Annotated in this window: 19 protein-coding genes, 1 other RNA gene and 1 pseudogene; 14 read left to right on the top strand and 7 right to left on the bottom strand. The window is 31.2% G+C overall.

Annotation, left to right across the window (positions count from 1 at the left end):
- The first annotated feature begins 13 nt into the window (after positions 1-13).
- From Q0663_RS09600 to Q0663_RS09585, 4 genes are read left to right on the top strand one after another with little or no spacing between them, the layout of a single operon-like run.
- Complete coding sequence (locus Q0663_RS09600; protein WP_299010732.1) at positions 14-1,561, top strand: bifunctional response regulator/alkaline phosphatase family protein; 1,548 nt, start codon at positions 14-16, stop codon at positions 1,559-1,561.
- A gap of 50 nt (positions 1,562-1,611) precedes the next feature.
- Positions 1,612-2,025 carry a tRNA (adenosine(37)-N6)-threonylcarbamoyltransferase complex ATPase subunit type 1 TsaE gene (gene tsaE / locus Q0663_RS09595; protein ID WP_299010120.1) on the top strand — a complete coding sequence of 138 codons (414 nt, stop codon included), beginning with the start codon at positions 1,612-1,614 and terminating at the stop codon, positions 2,023-2,025.
- A gap of 6 nt (positions 2,026-2,031) precedes the next feature.
- Complete coding sequence (locus tag Q0663_RS09590; RefSeq protein WP_047788753.1) at positions 2,032-3,228, top strand: alanine dehydrogenase; 1,197 nt, start codon at positions 2,032-2,034, stop codon at positions 3,226-3,228.
- A gap of 38 nt (positions 3,229-3,266) precedes the next feature.
- Positions 3,267-3,638: a DUF4258 domain-containing protein gene (locus Q0663_RS09585; protein ID WP_047788752.1), complete on the top strand. Its 372-nt coding sequence runs from the start codon at positions 3,267-3,269 to the stop codon at positions 3,636-3,638.
- Here Q0663_RS09585 and Q0663_RS09580 read toward each other — a convergent pair.
- Genes Q0663_RS09580 through Q0663_RS09570 form a run of 3 tightly spaced genes read right to left on the bottom strand, consistent with a single transcriptional unit; the run spans position 3,635 to position 6,865 of the window.
- Positions 3,635-4,228: a DUF1801 domain-containing protein gene (locus Q0663_RS09580; protein ID WP_299010096.1), complete on the bottom strand. Its 594-nt coding sequence runs from the start codon at positions 4,226-4,228 to the stop codon at positions 3,635-3,637. The two genes, Q0663_RS09585 and Q0663_RS09580, sit on opposite strands and share 4 nt — an antisense overlap.
- Positions 4,228-4,656: a VOC family protein gene (locus Q0663_RS09575; RefSeq protein WP_299010093.1), complete on the bottom strand. Its 429-nt coding sequence runs from the start codon at positions 4,654-4,656 to the stop codon at positions 4,228-4,230. The genes Q0663_RS09580 and Q0663_RS09575 overlap by 1 nt, the downstream gene beginning before the upstream one ends.
- 13 nt (positions 4,657-4,669) lie before the next feature.
- Positions 4,670-6,865 carry an ATP-dependent DNA helicase RecQ gene (locus tag Q0663_RS09570; protein ID WP_299010091.1) on the bottom strand — a complete coding sequence of 732 codons (2,196 nt, stop codon included), beginning with the start codon at positions 6,863-6,865 and terminating at the stop codon, positions 4,670-4,672.
- 338 nt (positions 6,866-7,203) lie between these two features.
- Here Q0663_RS09570 and tatC point away from each other — a divergent pair, with 338 nt between their 5' ends.
- From tatC to lptB, 3 genes and pseudogenes are all read left to right on the top strand, one after another.
- Positions 7,204-8,025 carry a twin-arginine translocase subunit TatC gene (gene tatC / locus Q0663_RS09565; protein WP_299010088.1) on the top strand — a complete coding sequence of 274 codons (822 nt, stop codon included), beginning with the start codon at positions 7,204-7,206 and terminating at the stop codon, positions 8,023-8,025.
- Entirely contained in the window at positions 8,000-8,347 is a 348-nt protein-coding gene (locus tag Q0663_RS09560; protein ID WP_299010084.1) for a carboxymuconolactone decarboxylase family protein, read from the top strand. Before tatC ends, Q0663_RS09560 begins: the two co-directional genes overlap by 26 nt.
- Positions 8,348-8,434: 87 nt before the next feature.
- Positions 8,435-9,160: pseudogene (lptB, locus tag Q0663_RS09555) on the top strand (LPS export ABC transporter ATP-binding protein); the annotation flags it as partial.
- Between the two features lie 549 nt (positions 9,161-9,709).
- Here the strand turns inward: lptB and Q0663_RS09550 are convergent.
- Positions 9,710-10,456 (bottom strand): CDP-alcohol phosphatidyltransferase family protein, encoded by a 747-nt coding sequence (locus tag Q0663_RS09550; protein WP_274634197.1) that lies wholly within the window; start codon positions 10,454-10,456, stop codon positions 9,710-9,712.
- Positions 10,457-10,643: 187 nt separating this feature from the next.
- On the opposite strand from Q0663_RS09550, the gene Q0663_RS09545 reads away from it, so the two are divergent.
- Both Q0663_RS09545 and Q0663_RS09540 read left to right on the top strand, forming a co-directional pair.
- The gene (locus tag Q0663_RS09545) at positions 10,644-11,540 is read left to right on the top strand and encodes an alpha/beta fold hydrolase (RefSeq protein WP_299010081.1); all 897 of its coding nucleotides are present in this window, start codon (positions 10,644-10,646) and stop codon (positions 11,538-11,540) included.
- A gap of 69 nt (positions 11,541-11,609) precedes the next feature.
- A complete protein-coding gene (locus Q0663_RS09540) occupies positions 11,610-12,797 on the top strand; it encodes a DUF4105 domain-containing protein (RefSeq protein WP_299010080.1) in 1,188 nt (395 codons plus the stop codon).
- Here the strand turns inward: Q0663_RS09540 and aroQ are convergent.
- Together aroQ and Q0663_RS09530 are read right to left on the bottom strand one after the other, a co-directional pair.
- Positions 12,774-13,190: a type II 3-dehydroquinate dehydratase gene (aroQ, locus tag Q0663_RS09535; RefSeq protein ID WP_299010077.1), complete on the bottom strand. Its 417-nt coding sequence runs from the start codon at positions 13,188-13,190 to the stop codon at positions 12,774-12,776. The two genes, Q0663_RS09540 and aroQ, sit on opposite strands and share 24 nt — an antisense overlap.
- A gap of 99 nt (positions 13,191-13,289) precedes the next feature.
- Positions 13,290-13,781, bottom strand: a complete 492-nt coding sequence (locus Q0663_RS09530; protein ID WP_299010074.1) for a hypothetical protein — start codon at positions 13,779-13,781, stop codon at positions 13,290-13,292.
- 96 nt (positions 13,782-13,877) lie between these two features.
- Here Q0663_RS09530 and Q0663_RS09525 point away from each other — a divergent pair, with 96 nt between their 5' ends.
- Positions 13,878-14,801 (top strand): site-specific tyrosine recombinase, encoded by a 924-nt coding sequence (locus tag Q0663_RS09525; RefSeq protein ID WP_299010071.1) that lies wholly within the window; start codon positions 13,878-13,880, stop codon positions 14,799-14,801.
- Between the two features lie 20 nt (positions 14,802-14,821).
- On the opposite strand, the gene ffs is transcribed toward Q0663_RS09525, so the two are convergent.
- Positions 14,822-14,920, bottom strand: an RNA gene (ffs, locus tag Q0663_RS09520) — signal recognition particle sRNA small type.
- A gap of 176 nt (positions 14,921-15,096) precedes the next feature.
- Here ffs and Q0663_RS09515 point away from each other — a divergent pair.
- The 4 genes from Q0663_RS09515 to Q0663_RS09500 all read left to right on the top strand — a co-directional run bounded on the left by Q0663_RS09515 (position 15,097) and on the right by Q0663_RS09500 (position 20,222).
- Positions 15,097-15,618: a DUF4199 domain-containing protein gene (locus Q0663_RS09515; protein ID WP_299010068.1), complete on the top strand. Its 522-nt coding sequence runs from the start codon at positions 15,097-15,099 to the stop codon at positions 15,616-15,618.
- 78 nt (positions 15,619-15,696) lie between these two features.
- Positions 15,697-16,653: a glycosyltransferase gene (locus Q0663_RS09510; RefSeq protein ID WP_299010065.1), complete on the top strand. Its 957-nt coding sequence runs from the start codon at positions 15,697-15,699 to the stop codon at positions 16,651-16,653.
- Between the two features lie 33 nt (positions 16,654-16,686).
- Positions 16,687-18,396 carry a phospho-sugar mutase gene (locus tag Q0663_RS09505; RefSeq protein WP_299010062.1) on the top strand — a complete coding sequence of 570 codons (1,710 nt, stop codon included), beginning with the start codon at positions 16,687-16,689 and terminating at the stop codon, positions 18,394-18,396.
- Complete coding sequence (locus Q0663_RS09500) at positions 18,396-20,222, top strand: ABC transporter ATP-binding protein (protein WP_299010059.1); 1,827 nt, start codon at positions 18,396-18,398, stop codon at positions 20,220-20,222. Before Q0663_RS09505 ends, Q0663_RS09500 begins: the two co-directional genes overlap by 1 nt.
- The last annotated feature ends 7 nt before the right edge of the window (positions 20,223-20,229 follow it).

The raw sequence follows: 20,229 nt of genomic DNA, 5'->3' as shown, positions 1-20,229 counted from the left end.
GTTGAAAATTATGATGAGAAACATACATATTCTTTGGGTAGATGATGAAATAGATTTATTAAAACCACATATATTATTTTTAGAAAAAAAAGATTATAAAGTTACAACCTGCACTAATGGTACAGATGCTATTGACTTGGTTAGTGAAAATAATTTTGATATTGTTTTTTTAGATGAAAACATGCCTGGTATTACAGGATTAGAAGCACTATCTGAGATAAAGCAAAAAAAGCCTAATCTTCCTATAGTAATGATTACCAAAAGTGAGGAAGAGTACCTTATGGAAGAAGCCATCGGGTCTAAAATTGCTGATTATTTAATTAAACCTGTAAATCCGAATCAAATATTATTAAGTTTAAAAAAGAACTTGGATCATTCTCGTTTAGTTTCAGAAAAAACCACTTCAAATTACCAACAAGAGTTTAGAAAAATTTCGATGGATTTAGCTATGGTTAATTCTTATGAGGAATGGGCCGAACTTTATAAAAAATTAGTTCATTGGGAACTTGAGCTAGAAAACATCAACGACACGGGGATGTTAGAGATTTTAGAATCTCAGAAATCTGAAGCAAACTCACAATTTTTTAAGTTCATTAAAAAGCATTACCAACATTGGTTAACAGGAGATGATAAACCCACATTTTCGCACACTTTATTTAAAGATTATATAGTTCCTAATTTATCCAAAAGCCAGGGAGTTTTATGGGTAGTGATTGATAACCTCCGTTATGACCAATACAGAGTTTTAGAACCTTTTATTAATAATTATTTCAAGAAAGAAGAAGAACATTCTTATTATAGTATATTACCTACAGCTACTCAATATGCACGTAATGCTATATTTTCTGGATTAATGCCTTCTGAAATGGAAAAAAGACATCCAGACTATTGGAAAAACGATATTGATGAAGGGGGAAAAAATTTATTTGAGGCTAATTTTTTAGATGAACAAATAAAACGTTTAGGTCTAAATATTACACATGAATATTACAAAATAGTTTCTTTAAAAAGTGGGAAGGACTTAGCTGACAGCTACAATGGAACACGACAAAATGATCTTACTACTGTAGTTTATAACTTTGTTGATATGCTTTCGCATGCCAAAACTGAAATGGAAGTTATTAAAGAACTTGCTGGTGATGATAAAGCGTATCGTTCTTTAACAGTGAGCTGGTTTAAAAACTCGCCTCTTTATGAGATTATTCAAAAAGCACAAAAATTAGGACAAAAGTTAATAATTACAACCGATCATGGTACTATAAATTGTAAACATCCTACCAAAGTTATTGGTGATAAAAACATCAGTTCTAACTTACGATATAAAACTGGTAGAAGTTTGAGCTATGAAGATAAAGATGTATATGCGGTTAAAAACCCAAAAGATATTTTCTTACCCTCAATAGCTATTAATAGCCCTTTTATATTTACAAAAGAAGATTTGTTTTTTGCTTATCCAAACAATTATAATCACTTTGTAAAGTATTATAAAAATACTTATCAACATGGAGGAGTTTCACTCGAAGAAATGATTATTCCTTGTGCTGTTTATAATCCAAAATAGTGAAAAAGTAAATTTTATTAACAAACATTACTTCATTATTTTTGCTACTTATGAACAGAAATTATTCACTTAGCGAGTTGACAGCTGTAGCTAAAGAAATCATTGCTACTTCCCAACATAAAGTATTACTTTTTTATGGAGAAATGGGAGTTGGTAAAACGACATTAATTAAAGAAATATGTAAAGTTTTGGGTGTAGAAGACATTGCCCATTCTCCTACTTTTTCTTTGGTTAACGAGTACAAAACCAACTCAAACGAAACAGTATATCATTTTGATTTTTACCGTATTAAAGACGAAGAAGAAGCTTATGATATGGGGATTGAAGACTATTTATACAGCAATAACTGGTGTTTAGTTGAATGGCCTGAAAATGTTAAAAATTTACTACCTTTAGATACTGTTTCAATATCAATTAGCTTGCTAGAAAACGAGCAACGAAACATTCAATTAAAAACTAACTAAATTTAGATGGGTTCTATTTCACCTTTTACCAAAGAGCAGTTAATGCCACAAACCGAAATGCTTGAAATTAAAAAGCAAAAAGGAGATTTATTTATAGGGTTACCAAAAGAAACTCATTTTGAAGAAAAAAGAATTAGTTTATCTCCTGATGCTGTTGCTGCATTAGTAGCTCACGGACATAGAATTGTAATTGAAACTGGTGCTGGTGAAGGAGCTAATTATAGTGACCAAGAATATTCTGATGCTGGTGCAAAAATATCCTACGACATCAAAGAAGCTTTTGCTTGTAATATTGTACTAAAAGTAGAACCACCGTCTCTAGAAGAAATTCAGATGTTAAACCCTCAAACGGTTTTAATATCTGCTCTACAATTAAAAACTCAAAACAAAAAATATTTTGAAGCTCTTGCTAAAAAAAGAGTAACAGCAATTGCTTTTGATTATATTAAAGATGAACATGGTGTATTTCCTATAGTAAAATCATTAAGTGAAATTGCGGGTATTGCTTCTATGCACATTGCAGCTGAGCTTATGACTGCTTCTAATGGAGGAAATGGTTTATTACTAGGAAATATAGGAGGAGTTCCTCCAACTGATGTAGTTATTTTAGGTGCAGGAACTGTTGGAGAATTTGCAGCTAAAACAGCAATTGGACTGGGTGCAAGAGTTAAAGTTTTTGACAACTCAATAACAAAACTTCGTAATTTACAATCATGTGTACAAGCACCTATTTATACGTCAACAATTCAGCCCAAGACCCTACAAAAAGCTTTAATGCGCTGTGATGTTGCTATAGGAGCTATTAGAGGAAAAGACCGCTCTCCTGTGGTTGTTACTGAAGAAATGATTGAACAAATGAAAGATGGTGCTGTTATTGTTGATGTTAGCATTGATAGAGGTGGCTGTTTTGAAACTTCTCAAGTTACCACACATAGTAAACCTACTTTTTCTAACCATGGAGTGATACATTATTGTGTCCCTAACATTCCTTCTAGATATTCTAGAACAGCTTCTGTATCTATTAGCAATATCTTTACTCCTTATCTACTTGAAATAGCTGAAGAAGGAGGTTTTGAAAATGCGGCTCGTTTTGATAAAAGTTTACGTAATGGCATGTACTTTTACCATGGAATCTTAACTAATAAAACTGTAGCTGACTGGTTTGACCTTCCTTATAGAGATATTAATTTATTGATTTTATAGTTCAATTTTACTTACTTTTGCACTTCAATTTTTAAATTATGCAGTGGTTAAAACGTGTTGGTTATTATTTAATAGGGATTGCCTTAGGTAGTTTAGTCGTTCTTTTTATTTGGAAAGGTAAAGATGTTTCTTTCGATTATGGAATGGATGCTCGTACTTTAAAGACTATTAGAATTAAAAAGCGTTTGTTTTCTGATAACGCTCAACAAATATTAGCTACTTCAAAGATTGATACTACTACCATTTCTACTATTTTGAATAATGGTGATGTAGATTTTGGAAAAAGTAAACCTCGTTTAAAACCTTGTGCAGAGTATTTTATAACTGGAAAAGATAGCTTAAGTCACATTGACTTATATGTTATACGTTGTGACTCAACTGCTACAATTGATAAGATTACAATTAACTAACAATTTTTATACTTATCATACAATCCTATACCGTTTAGTATCATCGGAATTATTTTTTCAAGCCGTTTTTCTTTGGTCGCTACTCTTTTTGCTTCAGAAATATAATTGATAAACTCTCTTTGCTTACTCAAAGAAAATTCGTTAAAAGTTTCTTTTAATCTATTATTTTTATCCAATTCTAACTGTAACTCCTTAGGAATAATTAAAGATTTCGTATTCTTTTTAGGTTTTAATTCTTTTCCTTCTTCAGAGTTTTTAATAGCTTCTAATACGTACTCTTTAATCAAATCTATATTAATTTCATCTAATTGATTAAATCGCCATTGACGCATTGCTTGTGTTTTTCCTTCTTGAGCATTTACCAATACTTTTTCTTTATCAACTAAAAAACTCCCCTGAAAAAACCATAATCCACAGTAGTTTTTAAAAGCAGATAATCCTACAATATTTTTTCCTTTATGGACATAAACAGGTGCTCCCCATTTAATAGTTTCTTCAACAGGAAGATCCATAAAAACAGAACGCAAGAGATTTAGCTCTTGCGTCCAATTATTTTTATCTAATATATATTGTGTTACTTTAGGGTTCATTACGCTATTTGTTCTTCTAAAGACACCATCCAATTTACACCATACTTATCTTTTAACATTCCAAACTTACCTCCCCAAAAAGCGTTTTCAAAAGGCATCATAACAAAAGCCCCATCAGAAGAAAGTCCATTAAAAACAGCAACTGCTTCATCTTCGTCTTCAGTATTTATACTTACTGCAAAGTTATTTCCTTTTGTAAATGCTTCTTTTTCATTTAAAAAATCAGACCCCATAATAGAGAAACCTCCTGCTTCTACAGTACAATGCATTGTTAGTTCCATTGCTTCTTCAGGAATGTTTTTACAAACTTCTTCTGGAGCATCTTTAAATTGCATCAACATTGTCGTTTCACCACCTAAAACATCCGCATAAAAAGTCATTGCTTCTTTGCAGTTTCCGTTAAAATGTAAGTAAGTACTTGCTTGCATATTGTTAAATTTTTTAGTTGGCTATTTCACTGGTAAATTTAATACGCATTAATCGTAATTCATCATCGTCATAATCTCCATCAAACTCATCCAAGGCTTCTTGAATTTTATCTGTCTCAGCTTCCATAAAATAATCATAAATTTCTTCCTGCTGATCCTCATCAAGTAAATCATCTACTGCATAATCAATATTAAGTTTAGTTCCCGAAAACACAATAGCTTCCATCTCCTTTATTAATTCAGACATTTCTAAACCTTTAGACTTAGCAATATCTTCTAAAGGCAATTTTCTATCAGTATTTTGAATGATGTATAACTTTAATCCAGAATTAACTCCAGTACTTTTTACTATTAAATCATCAGGACGCATAATATCGTTGTCTTCCACATATTTTGAAATAAGCGCAACGAAATCTTTACCATATTTTTTGGCTTTACCCTCACCAACACCATGAACTTTTGCCAACTCATCTAATGTTACAGGGTATTTTAATGCCATATCATCTAAAGATGGGTCTTGAAAAACCGCAAAAGGAGGAACTCCTAAACGTTTCCCTACTTTCTTTCTTAAATCTTTTAGCATTACTACCAATTTATCATCTACTCCTCCTGCTGATTTTTCATTGGTAATAATGGTACCATCATCTGCTGTTTTATAAACATGATTTTCTGTCATCATAAATGATGACGGATTTTTTATAAACTCTTTACCTTCTTTTGTTAATTTTAAAACTCCATACTGTTCTATTTCTTTCTTAATTAAATCTGCCACTAATACTTGACGAATTAAAGCCATCCAGTAATGATTATCTTTATCTTTACCAATACCAAAAAAAGGTTGAATATTTGTTTTGTGAGACTTCAACAATGCATTTTCTTTACCAATAATTGTATTTACAATTTCTTTTGGCTTATACATTTCACTTGTATCTCTAATAACAGTTAATAAGGTAACTACTTCATCTTTGGCTTCGTGTTTCTTCTTAGGATTTCGCATATTATCATCCATATCAGCGCCTTCTCCATTTACTTCATCAAATTCTTCTCCAAAATAATGCAGTAAATACTTACGCCTGTTCATTGATGTTTCAGCGTACCCTACAACTTCTTGTAATAGAGCATGTCCAACTTCTTGTTCAGCAACAGGCTTGTTCGCCATAAACTTCTCAAGCTTTTCGATATCCTTGTACGAATAAAAAGTTAAACAATAACCTTCTCCTCCATCACGTCCTGCTCTACCAGTTTCTTGATAATAACTCTCTAAACTTTTAGGAATGTCGTGGTGTATTACAAAACGAACATCTGGTTTATCAATTCCCATACCAAAAGCAATCGTAGCTACTACAACATCACAATCTTCCATTAAGAACATGTCTTGATGCTTTACACGTGTTTTTGCGTCTAAACCTGCATGGTAAGGAACAGCATTAATTCCGTTAACTTGTAAAATTTGCGCTATTTCTTCCACTTTTTTACGACTCAAACAGTAAATAATACCTGACTTTCCTAGTCGTTGTTTTATAAAGCGAATAATGTCTTTTTCTACATCTTTAGTCTTAGGTCTAACTTCGTAGAATAAATTTGATCTGTTGAAAGATGCTTTAAACACATTTGCATCTGACATTCCAAGAGTTTTAAGAATGTCTTCTTGTACTTTCTCTGTTGCAGTTGCAGTTAAACCAATAATTGGTACATTATCAATCTGTTTAATAATATTTCTCAGATTTCTATACTCAGGTCTAAAGTCATGTCCCCATTCAGATATACAGTGCGCTTCATCAATAGCTACAAATGATATTTTTTGTCTTCTTAAAAACTCCGCGTACTCTTCTTTAATTAAAGATTCAGGAGCTACGTACAATAACTTGGTAATTCCCGATTCGATATCAGATTTTACTTGGGCAATCTCCGATTTGTTCAAGGATGAGTTTAATACATGAGCTATTCCATGATTTTCAGAAATTCCTCTAATAGCATCTACCTGATTCTTCATCAAGGCAATTAAAGGTGAAATTACAATAGCTGTACCTTCTTTCATTAGTGCTGGTAATTGGTAACACAGCGATTTACCTCCCCCTGTTGGCATGATTACAAATGTGTTATGATTTTCTAACACACTATTCACTACAGCTTCCTGTAGCCCTTTGAACTTATTAAACCCGAAGATCTTTTTTAATGATCCATATAAATCCGTCTGCTCTTTATTCATCTTCTAATATCAAAAATTAAAAACGAGAACTAATTTACAAAAAATCCTAACAATAAACAGCCGAAACTTTCTTTTTATTAAAAAGATTTTCTTCCTAAATATTCCTATTTTTACAATTTAAAATTTCTTAAAACTTTTTTAACTTGAAAGACGCAAGTGCTACTCTCTCAATCGCAAAAGAAACTATACTTTTAAAAAGTAATACTATTGCTAATTTAGCAAAATTATTAAATAGCTATTTTACGAGTATTGTAACTTTATTGTTAAGTTTAAAGATAACTATAGCTATACAAAAACAGTACACATATTAATATTAATTAAACACGAAGTTTTCTAATATGGCAGAAAAAGAAATGTCTTTTTTAGATCATCTTGAAGAGTTAAGATGGCATTTAGTTAGAAGTTTTACTGCAATTTTTGTAGTAGCTATCGTCATTTTTGCGAATATCAATTTTGTATTCAATGAAATATTATTAGCACATTTAAAACCTGATTTTGCTACCTATGAATTCTTCTGTAAAACATTTACTGCCATAGGAATTGATAGTAGTTTTTGCAACATAAGTTTTAACCAAACACTACAAGCTTTAAACCCTACTCAGCAATTAATGACGGGAATTTGGTCTTCGCTAATTTTAGGTTTTGTGGTTGCTTTTCCGTATGTTTTATGGGAAATATGGCGTTTTATAGCTCCTGGTCTTCATCAAAATGAAAGAAAGAAATCTAAAGGATTTATTTTAACTTCCTCTTTCTTATTTTTCTTAGGAGTTTTATTTAGCTATTACGTTATTTTACCAATGTCTGTTTATTTCTTTTACAATTTTGAAATATCAGATGCTATCCAAAATAACTTTAAAGTAGATGCTTATATAAGTTTAATAACCAATACTCTAATAGGTGTTGCTGTATTTTTTGAGTTGCCTGTAGTAATTTATTTCCTCTCTAAAATAGGATTGATTACTCCTGAGTTTTTACGAAAATACCGTAAACATGCATTAGTTGTTGTGTTGATTTTATCAGCAATTATAACACCTCCTGATGTAGCTAGTCAAATAATTGTATCGGTTCCTATCATGATTTTATATGAAATTAGTATTCATATATCAAAGTTTGTAATAAAAAAACAACAAAAGAATGTCACAAAAAGTCCAAGAGTTTAATGAATATCGTTCAAAAATGAACGATAAAATTCTAGCGTCAGATAATAAAGTAATCAAACGTATTTTTAATTTAGACACTAATGCTTATGCAGAAGGTCATTTGTCAGTAAAAACCAAAGAATTATTAGGTTTGGTTGCTTCTGCTGTATTACGTTGCGATGATTGTATTGCTTATCATTTAGAAACTGCGTATAAAAATGGCGTTACCAAAGAAGAAATGATGGAAACTATGAGTATTGCCACTTTGGTAGGCGGAACCATTGTTATTCCTCATTTACGAAGAGCTGTAGAGTTTTGGGAAGCTTTAGAAAACGAAGCTTAACTTTATCGTGCAATTGTTTAAGAGGATTTTAAGAAACTGTTTTGTTACTTTTACACTTTTAAATAATTCCACTTTCAACTATAAGAAATGAAATTAAGAGCAGATAACATACAAAAAGTTTACGGTAACAGAAAAGTTGTAAAAGGTATTTCTTTAGAGGTAGAGCAAGGTGAAATTATCGGATTACTAGGTCCTAACGGAGCAGGAAAAACAACTTCTTTTTATATGATTGTTGGTATGATTAAGCCAAATGACGGTCATATATTTTTAGACGATGAAGAAATAACTACCGATGCCATGTACAAACGTGCTCAAAAAGGAATTGGTTATTTAGCGCAAGAAGCTTCTGTTTTTAGAAAATTATCTGTTGAAGATAATATTATGTCTGTTTTAGAATTTACAAACAGAACCAAAGCTGAAAGAAAACAACGCTTAGAAGAATTAATTGATGAATTTAGTTTAGGTCATGTTCGTAAAAACCGTGGTGACTTATTATCTGGTGGAGAACGTCGTAGAACAGAAATAGCTCGTTGTTTAGCTTCTGATCCTAAATTTATTTTATTAGATGAGCCTTTTGCAGGTGTAGATCCTATTGCCGTAGAGGATATTCAAGGAATCGTTGCTCAATTAAAGAATAAAAACATCGGTATTTTAATTACCGATCACGATGTACAAGCTACCTTAGCTATTACTGATAGAACCTATTTAATGTACAATGGTGGTATTTTAAAAGAAGGTACCCCTGAAGAGTTGGCAGAAGATGAAACAGTTCGTAAAGTATATCTTGGAAAAGATTTTGAGTTAAAAAAGAAGAATTTTGAGAACAATCAACCCATTACTCAGAATCATTTTATAATTGAAAGTGCTAAAGAAGATGAAATTCTAGCATCTTTTTCAGAAGTTTATCATAATCACAATTTAAAAGAAGGATTCAAACTATACAGAAAAAAGGGAAATACTAGTTCTTTCCTTGTTATCCCTTCTGATCAGACAAACTTTGTTGATTTTTGCAATATCTGTATTGATATTAAAAATATAGATGTGAAAGGAAACATTAAAGTTTCTGATCACAGTTACAGTAAAATAGCTAACTATAACGATTGGTGTAATTTTGAAATAGACACTGATAAAGTTATATTAACGAATAGAAACAATGAAAATTGGGACATCTTCAAAGGCGGAGACTATTCAAAAAACAAACATATAAGTAAACCTTTTGCAGAAGATAAATTATCCTTAGATAACTACCATTTTATAATGGATATTTATGATCCTGAAAAAAGTAATTAATACAAAAAACCACGTTGTGAACAACGTGGTTTTTTTTATGACTTCACTCCTTTATTTGGTAGTTTTTCTATATTATTTTGACGAAAGTTTTTTATCCGAATTATTTACAAGAGACAACACTATATATGAAAGAATAATCATAGGTACTGCAACTATCTTTAAGGTGATAATTAACACTACAGATAAAACTAAAAACACATATTTTATCACATTATCTTTAAAATAAAAGTTTTTAAACTTTAAAGAAAATAACGGAATTTCAGCATTCATCAAATATGTAAATAATGCAGTTATAGTCAATAAAAAATATTGATTTTCTATCAAACCTATAAAAAAAGATTCTTTATCAAACTGAGCTATTAATGGCAATGAAATTACAAATAAACTCATTGCTGGTGTTGGTACACCAATAAAACTATCCGATTGACGTTCGTCGATATTAAACTTAGCTAAACGATACCCAGCTCCTAGTGTTAATATCAACCCTAAATATGGCAAGTTACTACCGGTAGCTCCGTATGTATCAACGCCAAAGTAACCAACAGCATCAACATCAAAAGCATTTACCAACATTTGCATCATCACAATTCCAGGTACTACACCACTCGTTACCATATCTGCTAAACTATCTAATTGTTTTCCTAGTTCACCTTGTACATTTAACATACGTGCTGCAAACCCATCAAAAAAATCAAAAAGAATTCCTGTCATTACTAAAATTGCCGTTGCAAAAAAGTCTCCTTTAATAGCAAAAACAGTAGCAATGGTACCACATAACAAGTTTCCTAAAGTCAATAAATTTGGAATGTATTTTTTGATATTCATAGTGTTTCATAATTTACAGCTAAAATAAGAAATCATTTGATGAGTTTTATATTTTAGCTATTTTTTGTCATATTTGTTATAAATGCTATAACGCAGTATTATGCCAATTATTTCAGACATATTTTCACCCAGCCTACCTTTTAAGAACGGACATTTTAACACAATATATCGTCCTTTGTTCATGAAAAACACAATTGTGTATGACCGAACAAGAGTAACAACTTGGGATGCTGATTTTATAGATTTAGATTTTTCATTGGTAGGTTCAAAAAGCTTAGTATTGTTAATTCATGGATTAGAAGGGAGTTCACAATCAAACTATATGATTACCACTTCTAATTACCTTAATAAAAAAGGGTTTGATACTGTCTGCATGAACCTGAGAGGCTGCAGCGGTGAAGACAATTTACTTTTAGGAACATACCACAGTGGTAAAACTGATGATGTTGATTTTATCATCAAATATCTTAATAAAAATTACAGTTATGATGAAATTATTCTTGTCGGATTTAGTTTAGGAGGAAACCTAACGTTGAAATATTTGGGTGAATTTAGCGACATTCCTTCAGAAGTAAAAGGAGGTGTAGCTGTTTCTGTCCCCGTCGATTTAACCTCTTCACAAGCTGAATTAAACAAGCTAAAAAACAAAATATACCTGAATGAGTTTTTAAAAACAATGAAATTAAAACTTCTAAAAAAAGCTGAAAAATTTCCTGATTTTAAACTCAACAAAGAATTGTTATTTAAAGCAAGTAAGTTTCGTCACTTAGAAAAACAATACACAGTTCCTGTCTTTGGTTTCGAAAGTTCTGAAGACTATTGGCAAAAAGCAAGCTCAAAACCTTTTATTCCTGAAATAAAAGTCCCAACATTACTTATAAATGCTTTAAACGATAGTTTTTTATCAAAAGAGTGCTTTCCTTCAAAAGAAGCTAAAAACATGAAGAACTTTTACTTGTTAACACCTAATTATGGAGGACATGTTGGTTTTATATCATCTTTTACCAATACTGAAAATGACTGGTTAGAAAAACGCATTGCTCAATTTATAGAGGAAACTATTGGAATTAAACATTAACCTAAAAATTCATAACTATATGAATCGGTTTTATGATATTTGTAAAACACTCATGTAGTTTAGCTTTTTATGATGATAAAAAAATTTGCTTTCATTTTACTTACTTTATTAAGTATTACCGTAGGAATTTCTCAAAACACCAATACTTTAACTTTATCTAAATTTTCACAAATAAGTGTAATTACTTCAGGACCAGGAGAAGCTTTATATGAAAAATTTGGGCACACAGCGGTTCGTGTAAAAGATCCTGTTTTACAAATTGATTTAATCTATAACTACGGTATTTTCGATTTTGAAGACCCTAACTTTTATATCAATTTTACAAAAGGATTTATGAAATATAAATTGGCACGCTATCCATTTTATTTATCCTTAAAAAGCGCACAACAAGATGGTCGTTGGATTAAAGAACAAGTTTTAAACTTAACACAGCTACAAAAAAATGAGTTTTTTAAATTTTTAGAAAACAATGCGCTTCCTGAAAACGCAAGCTACTTCTACGATCCATTTTTTGACAATTGCGCTACCAGACCTCGTGATATCATCCAAAAAGTAATAGGTGACAGTTTACTTTTTAAAGATGATTTTGTTTCAGAAGATTTATCTCTGAGACAATTAATGAATAAAGAAATCAACCCGAATACGTGGGGAAGCTTAGGAATCAATATAGCATTAGGAAGTAAACTAGACAAAACAGCCACTGCTTCAGAATATTTATACCTCCCTGATTATGTTTTTGAAGCTTTAAAGGCTTCAAAAATCATCAAAGGAAATAAAGAAGAAGATTTAGTTCAAAAAATAAACATTTTACTAGATTTTGAAGAAAAAAAATCAAAAAGTGACGTTTTTAGTCCGTTTTTAGCAATAATACTTTTCCTTTTATTAGGACTTTTTATCACCTATAAAGACATAAAAAACTCAAAAAGAAGTAAATGGCTTGACTTTACGTTGTTTTTTACAACAGGAATTTTAGGGTTATTAATTGTATTCTTATGGTTTTTCACCAATCATTCAACAGCACCAAATAATTTTAATTTTTTATGGGCATTTGCTCCAAATATAATAGTAGCTTTTTTCTTGTTAAAAAAAGAACCACCTATGTGGATTCGTAAATACTGTTTAGTTTTATTAGTTTTTTTACTCCTTATTCCTATAATATGGTTTACTAAAATACAACTATACACCTACCCTATGATTCCTTTATTTATACTATTAGGAGTTCGTTATTGGTATCTACAAAAAACTTTGAAGCGCTAATTCATACCCTTGTAAACCAAATCCGAAAAGAACTCCTTTTGCATTCGGGGCGATATAACTTACATGTCGAAAATCCTCTCTTGCATGTATGTTAGAAATATGCACTTCAACCACTGGAGTTTCAATTGCCTTAACAGCATCTCCAATACCTACAGAGGTATGTGTGTAAGCGGCAGCATTAAGTATGACTCCATCATAATCAAAACCAACTTCGTGTAATTTATTTATTAACTCACCTTCTATATTCGACTGAAAATACTCTAATTCTACAGTGGTATATTTGTTTTTCAAATCTTTAAAAAAGTCTTCAAAAGAATTTGAACCGTAAATAGTTGGCTCTCGTTTTCCTAATAAATTTAAGTTAGGTCCGTTTATTATAATTATTTTTTTCATCCTTAATATTTTCTAAAGTAAAAATACTCTTTTTAACTTTCTTGTATAAAAAAAGGAAGCAATTTTGCTTCCTTTTTATAGTTTATTTTAAGGTACTTCTTAGAAATATAAAGCAAATCCTACAACCCCTTGGAATACACCATCTTGATCATCTAAACCAACATTATATCTAACGGCTGGTTTTAAACTTACGTTTTCTCCTAAGAACCAAGCATAACCAGCTTGTAATCCTAACCATTTTAAATCAGAGTTAGTATCACCTGTAAAATCTACACTTACAGGAAACTGACTTCCGATATAATACTCTGCACCAATCTTATATGCAAATGCATCAGCAAAACCATTATCTCTATAACCAAGACCTGCTTTAACAGCTAAATCATCAGCTACAAAATAACCACCATCTAAACCTATACTCCATTCTGTATTTCCGTTTGATGTTGCTAAAGAGAAAGATGTATTTCCTGTAGTTGCTGAGCCTGTATTAGCTTCAATAACCCACTTTCCTTTTGCTGTTTGCCCGTTAGCCTCTTGTGCATTAGCTGTAAAACCTGCAGCTACCATAGCAATTACTAATAATAATTTTTTCATAATTTTTAAATTTATAATTTTAAGTTTGAGCAGCAAAAATAACTGTATTTTTATTCTTAAAATATTTTTTTTTTAAAAAAACATCTTTTTTTATTAATGAACTGGAAACAAACTACATACGACTATACTAACTTTTTAAAAATTGAAAGAGGCCTTTCAAAAAACTCTATAGATAGTTATAAAAGAGATATAAATAAACTTTCTTTGTTTGTAGAAAATCTAGAAAACGCTCCTTCTCCAATTCATATAACTACAGAAACTATTCAGCAATTCATCTATGAAACTAGTAAAAGTATCAATGCTCGTAGTCAAGCTCGGTTAATTTCTGGTCTTCGTAGTTTTTTTGATTATTTAGTTTTTGAAGACTATCGAAAAGACAACCCAACCGATTTAATTGAAAGCCCGAACATTACAAGGAAACTTCCTGATACGTTAGAAAAAGAAGATATAGATAAGTTAATTGCTGCTATCGATTTAAGTCATCCTCAAGGAGAACGCAATAAAACCATTATAGAAACTATTTACAGTTGCGGACTCCGTGTAAGCGAATTAATCAATTTACAACTCTCTGATTTGTTTTTTGATGAAGGCTATATTCAAGTTCTTGGAAAAGGAAATAAATACCGTTTTGTACCTATTCATATTACCACTATTCATCGATTGAACTTCTATATTAATGAAATCAGATCTCAAATCACTCCTAAAAAGGAAGATGAAGACACTGTTTTTCTAAATAGAAGAGGTAATAAGCTAACCCGTCAAATGATTTTTATTATTTTAAAAGAATTAGCTCAAAAAATCAATCTTAAAAAAAGTATTGGTCCACACACATTACGACACTCTTTTGCTACTTATTTACTAAAAAACGGAGCAGATTTACGTGTTATTCAACAATTATTGGGGCATGAAAGCATTACGACAACCGAAATTTATGTCCATTTAGACAATAGCTATCTTAAAGAAGTGGTTGAATTACATCACCCTAGAAGTGGTTTTAATTTAAATGAAGAGGAAAAATAAACGAAACTTTTGGGTACAAAAAAAGGCAAGCTACCTACATCACACCGCTACGACCTAATACCCTTGCTGCGTTCCCGCCCTGGGGGATTCAAAGGGAGCTGGTTGTGTAGGACTTGCCTGTGCAAATTTACAACGATTTTTCCGTAAAAAACAACAAAATTTGCATAAAAAATCTGTAACATTTCTAAGTTTTTGAATACTAATAGGTTGTTGCTCTTATTTTTTGCTTTTAGCAGTATTAAATAAACGTAACATTAAAAAAGAATATATTTGTATCACTAACTAAAATTACACAATGGAAAATCAAGCAAACAGCAAAAGCACAATTTTAAACTACGGATTATATCTAGGTATTATTGGAGTTTTTATTCACTTAGCATTTTATGCAACAGGTACCTTAATCAAATTTGGCTGGTTAAGTGGAATCATTAGCTTTGTAGCAATGGTTGCTATCATCATTCTAGGAATCAAAAAGTTTAAAACCTATAATGGCGGGTTTTTAACCTTTGGGCAAGCTTTAAAAGTAGGAGTTGGTATTGCTGTTATTAGTGCTGTAATTACTACCGTTTACACATTATTATTTACAAATGTTATTGAGCCAGATTTTCAAGCTCAAATGATGGAAGTACAAAAACAAGCATGGTTAGATGCAGGTATGAACGATGAACAAATTGAAGCTTCAGAAGCTATGGCTGAAAAATTTAGTAGCCCTATAATAACTATTCCGGTGTCTTTAGTTGTTTCAGCTTTCTTCGGATTTATCATTTCTGCAATTGGAGGCGCTATCATGAAAAAAACAGAAGAAGAACAATATTAAAACATAGTTTAAACAGGTTAAAGTTTTACATAAAAGTAATACTTCGTAACTTTACCTGATAAATTTTGAACTAATTATATGGATATATCGGTAGTAATACCTCTTCTTAATGAAGAAGAGTCTTTACACGAATTACACGATTGGATTGCAAATGTCATGCAATCCAATCAGTTTTTATACGAACTCATTTTTATAGATGATGGTAGCACAGATACTTCTTGGAGTGTTATTGAAGAGTTATCAGCTAAAAACAAATCAGTTAAAGGAATTCGTTTTCAAAAAAACTACGGAAAATCACAAGCGTTAGATGCTGGTTTTGGCTTAGCAAAAGGACGAGTGGTTATCACCATGGATGCAGACTTACAAGACAGTCCAGATGAAATTCCTGAATTATATAAACTCATTACAGAAGATAACTTCGATTTAATTTCTGGGTGGAAGAAAAAGCGCTACGATAATGTTGTAACGAAAAATATTCCATCAAAGTTATTCAATTGGGCGGCTCGTAAAACATCAGGATTAAAATTACACGATTTTAATTGTGGATTAAAAGCTTATAAAAATGAAGTGGTAAAAGCGGTAAAAGTAAGCGGAGAAATGCACCGTTACATTCCTGTTTTAGCTAAAAATGAAGGCTTTAATCGTATTGATGAAAAAGTAGTACAACATCAAGCTCGTAAATATGGAGTTACCAAGTTTGGTATGGATCGTTTTGTAAACGGTTTTCTAGACTTAATTACTATTTCCTTTTTATCTAAGTTTGGAAAACGCCCTATGCACTTTTTTGGTTTATGGGGAACCTTAATGTTTATTTTCGGATTCTTGTCTGCTTTTTTTATTGGAGTGATGAAAATTTACCACCTAACTGTGGGAGTAAAAGCAATACTAGTTACAAATAACCCTTGGTTTTACATAGCCTTAACTTCAATGATTTTAGGAACTCTTATGTTTTTAGCAGGCTTCTTAGGTGAGCTAATAATTAAGAGTAATCCACAACAAAAACATTACAAAATTAAAGACCAACTGAATTTTTAAACTCGTACCTTTGTACGTTTTTTAATTTGACACATGAAAGAGATTTTAAACAACGCTAAACAGTGGCTTTCTGACGCTTTCGATTCGGAAACACAACAAGAAATTCAGCAATTAATAAACGCTAATGCTGAGGATTTAGCTGATCGTTTTTATAAAAATTTAGAATTTGGAACTGGAGGAATGCGCGGAATTGTAGGCGCAGGTACCAACCGAATTAACAAATATACCTTAGGTAAAGCAACTCAAGGACTAAGTAATTACTTACACAAAACTTACCCTAATAAAGCATTAAAAGTAGCTATCGGTTACGATTGTCGTCACGACAGTGAGTGGTTGGCTAAAGTGGTTGCGAATGTTTTATCAGCAAACAACATTCAAGTGTTTTTGTTTGAAGATATGCGCCCTACTCCAGAGTTATCTTTTGCGGTAAATTACTTAGGATGTGATGCTGGAATCGTATTAACTGCTTCACACAATCCACCAGAATATAACGGATATAAAGTATATTGGAATGATGGTGGGCAAATTGTGCCTCCACAAGATACTGAAATTATCGACGAAGTAAACTCTTTAGACTTTTCTGAAATTAATTTCAATGCAAAAGAAGAATTGATAACTTCTATCGGAAGCAAAATTGACGAAGCCTTTTGGAAAGCTTCTTTAGCTAACGGAACTTTTGATATCAAAGGTCGTAAAGACTTAAAAATTGTTTTTACTTCGTTACACGGAACCTCTATCAAGTTAATTCCTGAAGTTTTAAAACGTGCTGGCTATACTCAAGTTCATATTGTTGAAGAACAAGCTATTCCTGATGGTGATTTCTTTACGGTAGAATCTCCAAATCCTGAAGAACCAGCTGCTCTTAAAATGGCAGTAGATTTAGCCAATAAAATTGACGCTGATATCGTATTGGGAACCGATCCTGATTCAGACAGAATTGGAATTGCTGTTAGAGATATAGAAGGGAACATGACTTTGTTAAACGGAAATCAAACCATGAGTATGATGACCGATTTCTTAATCAACGATTGGAAAAAACAAGGAAAATTAAATGGAAAACAATTTGTAGGCTCTACAATTGTTTCTACCAATTTAGTGAATGAAATAGCCGATTCATATGGAGTTGAAACTAAAGTTGGATTGACTGGTTTTAAATGGATTGCTAAAATGATTAAAGACCATCCTGAACTTGATTTTATTGGTGGTGGTGAAGAAAGTTTTGGTTATATGGTAGGTGATTTTGTCCGCGATAAAGATGCGGTTACCTCTGCCCTACTAGCTTGTGAAATCGCTGCAGATGCAAAAGCTAATAACAGTTCTTTCTATAAAGAATTATTAAACTTATATACACGTCATCATTTATATAAAGAACATCTAATTTCTTTAGTAAAAAAAGGAATGGATGGAGCGCAACAAATCAAACAAATGATGGTTGATTTACGTAACAATCCTTTTACTGAAATCGACGGTTCTAAAGTTGAATTCTTATATGATTACCAATCTTCAACAAGAAAAAATTTAATCACTGGTGAAGAAACAACAATCGATATTCCTAAATCGAATGTATTAATTTATCACACAGAAGACGGAACTAAAATTGCAGCTCGCCCAAGTGGTACCGAGCCAAAAATCAAATTCTATTTTAGTGTAAAAACTAAATTAAATACTATTAATGAATTTGTTCAAGTAGAAAATGATTTAGACGCTAAAATCCAACGTATTATTAAAGAATTAAACTTATAATGAATTACTTTAAAAAGATTATTAAATATGCCATTCCCTACAAAAAGTATGGTTTATTAAATGTACTATTTAATATCTTGTATGCTTTTTTTTCTACTCTTTCTTTTTTAGCATTAATACCAATGCTAGATGTTATTTTTAAACCTGATTCCCCTAAAGTTACTGTAAAACCAGTTTTTGAAGGTGTTTCAAAAATAATCGAGTATTTTAAAGAAACTATATCTTTTTATATATACCAAGTTGCTGGTGATGATAAAGCTAAGGCATTAATGCTTGTTGTTGGTTTAGTTATTATTACTTTCTTTTTTAAAAATATTTTTAATTACTTAGCTATGTATTTTATTACATTTTTAAGAAATGGAGTTTTAAAAGACATTCGAAACGATTTATATAAGAAAACAGTTGAACTACCTCTTGCTTACTTTTCTGAAAAAAGAAAAGGTGATACTATGGCTAGAATAGGAACAGATGTACTAGAAATTCAACATTCGTTCTTATCTATTTTAGAAATGATGGTAAGAGAACCTCTAACTATTGTTTTTACCATTGTAGCTATGGTTGCTATTAGCTTTAAACTAACGCTTTTTGTTTTTATTTTCATCCCTCTTTCTGGGTATATCATCTCTTTAATAGGTAAAAGTTTAAAGCGAAAATCAGATAATGTACAAAAAGAGCAAGGGTATTTTTTATCACTGTTAGAAGAAACTTTAGGCGGACTGAAAGTTATTAAAGGGTTTACTGCTGAAAAAGAATTTCAGCAAAAGTTTGAAGACTCAACCAATCGATTCTATCACTACTCTAACACACTATTAAACAGAACGAACTTAGCAAGTCCTGCAAGTGAATTTTTAGGAATTGGAGTTATTGCGGTGCTACTTTGGTATGGAGGTCAGTTAGTTATTACAGATGGTTCTTTAGATGGTGAAGATTTTATTGCTTATATGGGATTAGCCTACAATATTTTAACTCCTGCTAAAGCTATATCTAAAGCAAGTTACAATGTAAAAAGAGGAAATGCAGCTGCAGAACGTATTTTAGAAATTTTAGAAACTAAAAACCCTCTTGAAGATGTTGAAAATGCAGTTGATAAGAAAACTTTCGATACCGAAATCACAATAAATAATATCTCTTTTAAATACGAAGACAATTACGTTTTAAAAGATTTTTCTTTATCCATTCCTAAAGGAAAAATGGTAGCTTTAGTTGGACAATCAGGAAGTGGAAAATCAACCATAGCAAACCTATTAACTCGTTTTTATGATGTAAATGAAGGAGCAATCCTAATTGATGGAACAGATATCAAAAACATCAAAAAACATTCACTACGTCAATTAGAAGGCTTAGTTACTCAAGATTCTATTTTGTTTAACGACACCGTAAAAAGTAATATTACTTTAGGTATTGAAGGTAAAAGTGAAGAGGAAATTATTCAAGCTGCAAAAATTGCCAACGCACATGAGTTCATTAAAGACTTACCGAATGGTTATGATACTAATATTGGTGATAGCGGAAATAAACTTTCAGGCGGACAAAAGCAACGTTTAAGCATTGCTCGTGCGGTTCTTAAAAATCCACCAATAATGATTTTAGATGAAGCAACTTCAGCTTTAGACACTGAATCAGAAAAATTGGTACAAGATGCATTAGAAAAAATGATGCAAAACAGAACTTCTGTAGTAATTGCACACCGTTTGTCTACCATTCAAAAAGCTGATTTGATTGTAGTTATGCAAAAAGGAAAAATTGTAGAGCAAGGAACACATGAAGAATTGATTTCTAAAAGTGGAATGTATAAGAAACTTGTTGATATGCAGTCAATAGGATAAAAAAAAA

The sequence above is a fragment of the uncultured Tenacibaculum sp. genome (assembly GCF_947504135.1).
Lineage (GTDB): Bacteria > Bacteroidota > Bacteroidia > Flavobacteriales > Flavobacteriaceae > Polaribacter.
This window is presented reverse-complemented; position numbering and strand designations above follow the sequence as displayed.